Annotated in this window: 4 protein-coding genes and 2 pseudogenes; 2 read left to right on the top strand and 4 right to left on the bottom strand. The window is 71.4% G+C overall.

Annotation, left to right across the window (positions count from 1 at the left end; genetic code table 11):
* Positions 1–40: 40 nt before the first annotated feature.
* The 4 genes and pseudogenes from E1193_RS29615 to mqnE all read right to left on the bottom strand — a co-directional run.
* Positions 41–1,351 (bottom strand): annotated as a pseudogene (locus tag E1193_RS29615) (M14 family metallopeptidase); the annotation flags it as partial.
* Positions 1,352–1,519: 168 nt separating this feature from the next.
* Positions 1,520–1,804 carry a DUF4229 domain-containing protein gene (locus E1193_RS29620; RefSeq protein WP_132186448.1) on the bottom strand — a complete coding sequence of 95 codons (285 nt, stop codon included), beginning with the start codon at positions 1,802–1,804 and terminating at the stop codon, positions 1,520–1,522.
* 46 nt (positions 1,805–1,850) lie between these two features.
* Positions 1,851–2,273, bottom strand: coding sequence for a hypothetical protein (locus E1193_RS29625; protein ID WP_132186449.1), 423 nt, complete (start codon positions 2,271–2,273; stop codon positions 1,851–1,853).
* A 42-nt stretch (positions 2,274–2,315) separates the two neighbouring features.
* Positions 2,316–3,485, bottom strand: a complete 1,170-nt coding sequence (gene mqnE, locus E1193_RS29630; RefSeq protein WP_132186450.1) for an aminofutalosine synthase MqnE — start codon at positions 3,483–3,485, stop codon at positions 2,316–2,318.
* Between the two features lie 241 nt (positions 3,486–3,726).
* On the opposite strand from mqnE, the gene E1193_RS29635 reads away from it, so the two are divergent.
* Positions 3,727–5,265: a C40 family peptidase gene (locus E1193_RS29635; RefSeq protein WP_132186451.1), complete on the top strand. Its 1,539-nt coding sequence runs from the start codon at positions 3,727–3,729 to the stop codon at positions 5,263–5,265.
* 138 nt (positions 5,266–5,403) lie between these two features.
* A pseudogene (locus E1193_RS32625) lies at positions 5,404–5,627 on the top strand (hypothetical protein); the annotation flags it as partial.

Consider the following 5,627-nt stretch of genomic DNA (forward strand, 5'->3'; position numbering starts at 1 on the left):
CCCCGGGGGTGTGGGGGACCCCACCGGCAGATAGCGATCAGCAGTACTGGCTCTGCTTGCCGATCGCGCGGTACGGGCAGTCGGCGTACTCGGAGAGGATCAGCACGGCCTCCCTGTTGCGGGCGGTCTCCCGGGGGATCACCTCGTCGGGCGGGTAGAAGCCGCCGCCACTGCCGGACGAGCCCGGGTACATCTCGAAGGTGTACGCCCAGATCTTGTGGGCGCCCCACATCCAGTCGATGCTGGTGCCGTCGGCGACGTACAGGTCACTGGACTGTTCCGGGGTGTAGCCGTTGGTCGTCGCCATCTGCCGGCCCAGGGTGGCGAAGGTGTTGTACTGGTCGGCGGTCATCCCGGTGGCGGTGTTCGCGGTGGTGTAGCCGTACGGCCAGAGCACCAGCTGCGAGTAGGTGTGGAAGTCGATGTTGGCTTTGATCTGCTGCACCCCACCGACGACCCGGCTGTTGACGAAGTCCCGCAGTGCCCGCGACTCCGGCGCGGAGAAGGCCGACGGGCCGCGGTAGGTCGACGACGAGGTGGAACCGGACGAGCCGCCGCAGCAGCCCCACTGGTAGCTCCAGTTCCGGTTGAGGTCGGTGCCGACGTACGACGAGCCGCTGTTGGGCTGCCGGTTCTTCCGCCAGGAGCGGTACGACCCGGTGGCGATGTCGTACTCGCTGCCGTCGGGGTTGACCGTCGGCACGATCCAGATCTCCCGGGTGTTGACGGCGTTGGTGACCCGGGTGTCGGTGCCGTAGCTGTCGGTGAAGAGGTTGAGCAGGTAGATCGCCATCTCGACGGTCAGGTGCTCGCGGGCGTGCTGCTGGGCGTTGAACAGGATCTCCGGCTCGTTCTCGTCGGTGCCGACGTTGTCGGAGATCTTCACCGCCATCAGGTCGCGGCCCTCGTACGACCGGCCGACGCTGATCTTGCGGGCGATCGTCGGGTGGTCGGCGACCACCTTGTTCACCACGGCGGTCAGCTCGGCGTAGTCGTGGTAGTTGGCGTCGGCGGGCGGGAAGGCAAGGGTGCCCGTCCCGCCGCGGTTGTGGGGGTCCACCGTGGTGTCGGGTACCAGCCGGAAGCCGAGGCGGGTGATCGCCGCCGCCTCGGCCCGGGTGGCCGAGATGTGCAGTTTGCCGTGCTCGGAGTAGTCGATCGCGGCGCCGGTGCGGGCGACGGCGTTGCGGTCGGCGAGGGTGCGCGGGCCGAGCACCCGGTACGAGGCGCCGGGATCGGGCTCCGGCGCGGGTCGCGCGGCGACCGGCCCGGTGGCGACGGCGACGAGGCCGAGTCCCACGGCGATGGCCAGCACCAACTGGCGTCGGAGGGGATATGTGCGGAAGGCCATGGACAACCTCCTGGGGTACGGGGAGATCCCGTGTCCGCACACTCCACCAGAGTCACATGGTCATATCAACATTCATCGCTCAGCCGACCCATCCCAGCCCGATCCTCTCGCCGGCAATTATTTTCACGCCCGCCTCGGGTGGCGAAACTTGCCTGCATGAGACCCGGGTCAGGAGCGGGGTTGGCCGCCCGGCTCCTCGCCGGCCGGCTGGTCGTCGCCGGCCAGCGCGGAGCGGAGCCGTTCCTTCTCCGCGCGCCGGCGCTCGGCCGCCACGGCCATCTCCTCGGCCATCTCGTTCCGCCAGCCACGCAGCAGGAAGAACGAGGCCGCGGCGGAGAACACCAGCGCCAGCATCAGCTTCAGGAAGATGTTCATCTCGACCGGCCACAGGGCCAGCACGACCACCACGAACAGCCCGATCCGACCCACCGTGTACTTGACCGCCGCGCTCACGTTCCCACTCCGTTTCTCCGCGCACCGGGTGCCCCGGGGCGGTGGTTCAACCCGTCCGCCGGGACAGCCAGTGCACGCCCTGGAACCAGAGCACCGCGTACAGCACGGTGAACGCGGCCGCCGCCAGGCCGCCCGTGGCCAGCGGCGCGAGACCGGCGGCCAGCCCGGCCACCAGCAGGCCACCGACCACCGCGACCGCGCCGGCGACCAGCGCCGCCACCACCCGGGCCACCCCGAACTCCCAGGCGCGGAAGTCGTCCCAGTAGAGCCAGGCCGGCAGGATGATCGCCAGCCAGCCGTTGGTGCGGCCGAACTCGCCGGCGCCGATCAGGTCGAACGCCCAGTCGAAGAGAACCAGCGCCAGCACCCCGATCAGCCAACCGGCGAGGCTGACCCCGACCAGGTCACCCAGGGTGAGCACTCGCCCGTTGGCGTCCCGCCGGGGAAACCCGGCCCGCTGCTCGGTCATCGCGCCCGTCCGGTCATGATGCCTGTGAGGATACGGGCGGACTCAGGCCCAGACCTGCTGCGGCTCGGCACGCCGCTCGGCCAGCGACGGGGCGGGATCGTACTCGCGGACCACCTCGTAGCGGGTGTTGCGCTCGACGGGGCGGAAACCGGCGTCCCAGATCAGGTGCAGCAGGTCGTCCCGGTGCATGGTGTTCGGAGTGCCGTACGAGTCGGCGTCGTGGGTGATCTTGTATTCCACGACCGAGCCGTCCAGGTCGTCCACCCCGAAGTTCAGCGAGAGCTGCGCGACCGAGAGGCCGTGCATCACCCAGAAGCACTTCACGTGCGGCACGTTGTCGAACAGCAGCCGGGATACCGCGAAGGTCTTCAGCGACTCGGCCGGCGAGGCCATCGTGGTTTGGGCCTGGATCCGGTTACGGATCTTGCCGTCCGCGGAGTCGACGAAGTCGTGCTGGTAGCGCAGCGGGATGAAGACCTGGAAGCCGCCGGTCTCGTCCTGGAGCTCACGCAGCCGCAGCACGTGGTCGACCCGGTGCCGAGGCTCCTCGATGTGGCCGTAGAGCATCGTCGACGGGGTCTTCATCCCCTTCGAGTGCGCCAACCGGTGGATGCGCGACCAGTCCTCCCAGTGGCAGGCGTGGTCGACGATGTGCTGGCGGATCTCCCAGTCGAAGATCTCCGCGCCGCCGCCGGTCAGCGACTCCAGGCCGGCGTCCATCAACTCGTCGAGGATCTGGTCGGCGCTCAGGCCGGAGATCTTCTCGAACCACTGCACCTCGGTCGCGGTGAACGCCTTGAGGTTGACGTTCGGCAGCGCGGCCTTCAACTCCCGCAGCACCTTCGGGTAGTACCGCCAGGGCAACGTCGGGTGCAGGCCGTTGACGATGTGCAACTCGGTGAGCTGCGCGTCCTCCATCTCCTTGGCCTTGCGGACAGCCTCGTCGACGCGCATCGTGTACGCGTCCTTCTCGCCCGGCTTGCGCTGGAACGAGCAGTACGCGCAGGAGGCGGAGCAGACGTTGGTGAGATTCAGGTGCCGGTTGACGTTGAACATCACCCGGTCGCCGTTGAGCTCGGTGCGCCGATGGTGCGCCAACCGCCCCAGCCAGGCCAGGTCGTCGCTGTCGTAGAGGGCGACGCCATCCTCACGGGTCAGCCGTTCCCCGGCGTACACCTTCGCTTCGAGCTCGCGCTTGAGTCCGGCGTCCATCGAAAGCCACGTCCCTTCCACCTGCGGTCCCGTCGAGCCTACGTCGCACCGGCCACCAGCCCGCAGGACGGGCACCGGCAGCGACGTCTCTCACCAGACTCCCAGTTTCCCGTTACCTGTTCACGCATCGACATCGCTGCCGGGGTGCGGTAAGACAGAATGGGGCGGAACTACACACTGGTACCGTCCCGTCCCGCCGCGTCGATCCGTGCGCGGCGACGCCAGCCGGACGGGGAGCCAGATGGTCGACAGCGGGCACGGGCGACGGCAGCGGCCAGGCAGGAGCCCGGTGGTCTCGCCGGTGCTGCGTCCCGTGCTCTGGTCCGCCCTGCTCAGCGCCGTCGCGGCGATGGCCCTGGCCACCCCCGCGTACGCCGAGCCGCCGCTGCCCAACGCGGTCCCGGACACCGGCTCCCGCCCGGTCGTCACCGGCGGGCTGCGCCTGCCGGGCGGCGTCCCCGGCTACCCGGGCACCGGTTCGGCGCCGCCGGTCAGCGGCGCGCCGGCTGGTCCACTGATGGCCCAGATCAGTGCGCTGGAGGTGCAACACGGCCAGCTCGGCGACCAGCTGCTCGAACTGCGCCAGCAGCGCACCGACGCGCAGACGCAGCTCACCGCCGCCGAGCGGGAGCTCGGGCTGGCCCGGGAGGCGCTGACCCGGGCCCTGGCCCAGGTCGACGACGTCGCGGCCGAGGCCGTCAAGGCCGACGCGGCGCTGCCGCCCGGCGAGATCGCCGCCGACCTCCACGGGCTGGACCTCCTCCAGCGGATCACCCGGGGCGAGCAGGCCGGGGGGGCGACCACGGCCGCGGCCGGCGAACTGTCCCGGGCCCGCACGGCCGAGCAGGTCGCCGCCCAGGCGGTCACCGCCGCCCAGGACCGGGTCCGCCGAGCCACCGAGCAGTTCACCGCGGTGGAGAAGGCGCTGCGGGACAGCGAACGGAAGCTGGTCCAGCTCCGGGCGGACAACCAGGCGCGACTGATCGAGCTGGAGCGGCAGCAGGAGGCCGCCGAGCAGAAGCTGGGCGCCGCGTACGTCGAGGGGCAGAGCAGCACCGGCCTGATCGCCAGCCCGCAGGCACTGGCCGCCGTCCGGTACGCGCTGGCCCAACTCGGCGACCCCTACCTGTGGGCGGCCGAGGGGCCGAACCGGTTCGACTGCTCCGGCCTGGTCTGGGCCGCGTACCGGTCGGCCGGCTACTACGAACTGCCCCGGGTCGCCCGCGACCAGTACTACGCCACCCGCTCCCGGACGGTGGACCGCAGTGCGCTGCTCCCCGGCGATCTGGTCTTCTTCGCCTCGGGTGTGAGCTGGACGACGATCCACCACATGGGGATGTACATCGGCGGCGGCAAGATGGTGCACGCCCCGCGTTCCGGCGACGTGGTCAAGATCGCCACGGTTCCCTGGTCCCGCCTGTACGCGGCGACCCGGGTCGTCGGCGCGGTGCCGGGCAGGGCCACTCCGTCCCCGGCGCCCACCACACCGGCCCCGAAGCCGACCGGTTCGCCGTCACCCAAGCCGACCACCTCCCCGAAGCCGTCGCCCAGCGCCACCACGACGCCGTCGCCGCGGCCGTCGGCCCCGAGCACCTCGCCCTCGCAGAGCCCGTCACCGTCGCCCAGCCCGTCGGCGTCCAGCCCGTCGCCGTCGTCGGCGACCTCGCGCCCCGCCGCGCCCAGCCCAGAGGTCAGCAACGCGGAACCGAGCACCGGACCGAGCAGCCTCGCCCCGGGAACCAGCGCCCCGGCGGCGGCCACGGCGAGCAGCGGCGCCTGACCTGCGGCAGCCACGCCGACTCACCGTCCGGTACGCACTACGGCTGTGCCGGCGGGGTGTTGTGTGGCACCGTGGCACTCAGGCACACCCGCCTCCGGCGCCACGGAGGCGGGTGCGAGCGCGGTGCGGAGGGTGAGCATGGGCGAGCAAGAGGTTCCGGCGGAGACGGTCGGCCCCACGGCACCGTCCGCAGTCGACTCCGTCGCCACGGCAGGCCCACCCCACGCCCCGGCGGACTCCCCGGCCGATGGATCGGCGACCGCCGGCACCGGCCCGACCGCGACCGGCAGCGCCGCCGTACCGGGGCAGCGGGCCCTTGCCCCGCCGGCGGGCGCCCGGGCCAGCGCGGCGGTGCCGGGGGC

Source organism: Micromonospora sp. KC606 (assembly GCF_004348675.1).
In the GTDB taxonomy this organism is placed as follows: domain Bacteria; phylum Actinomycetota; class Actinomycetes; order Mycobacteriales; family Micromonosporaceae; genus Micromonospora.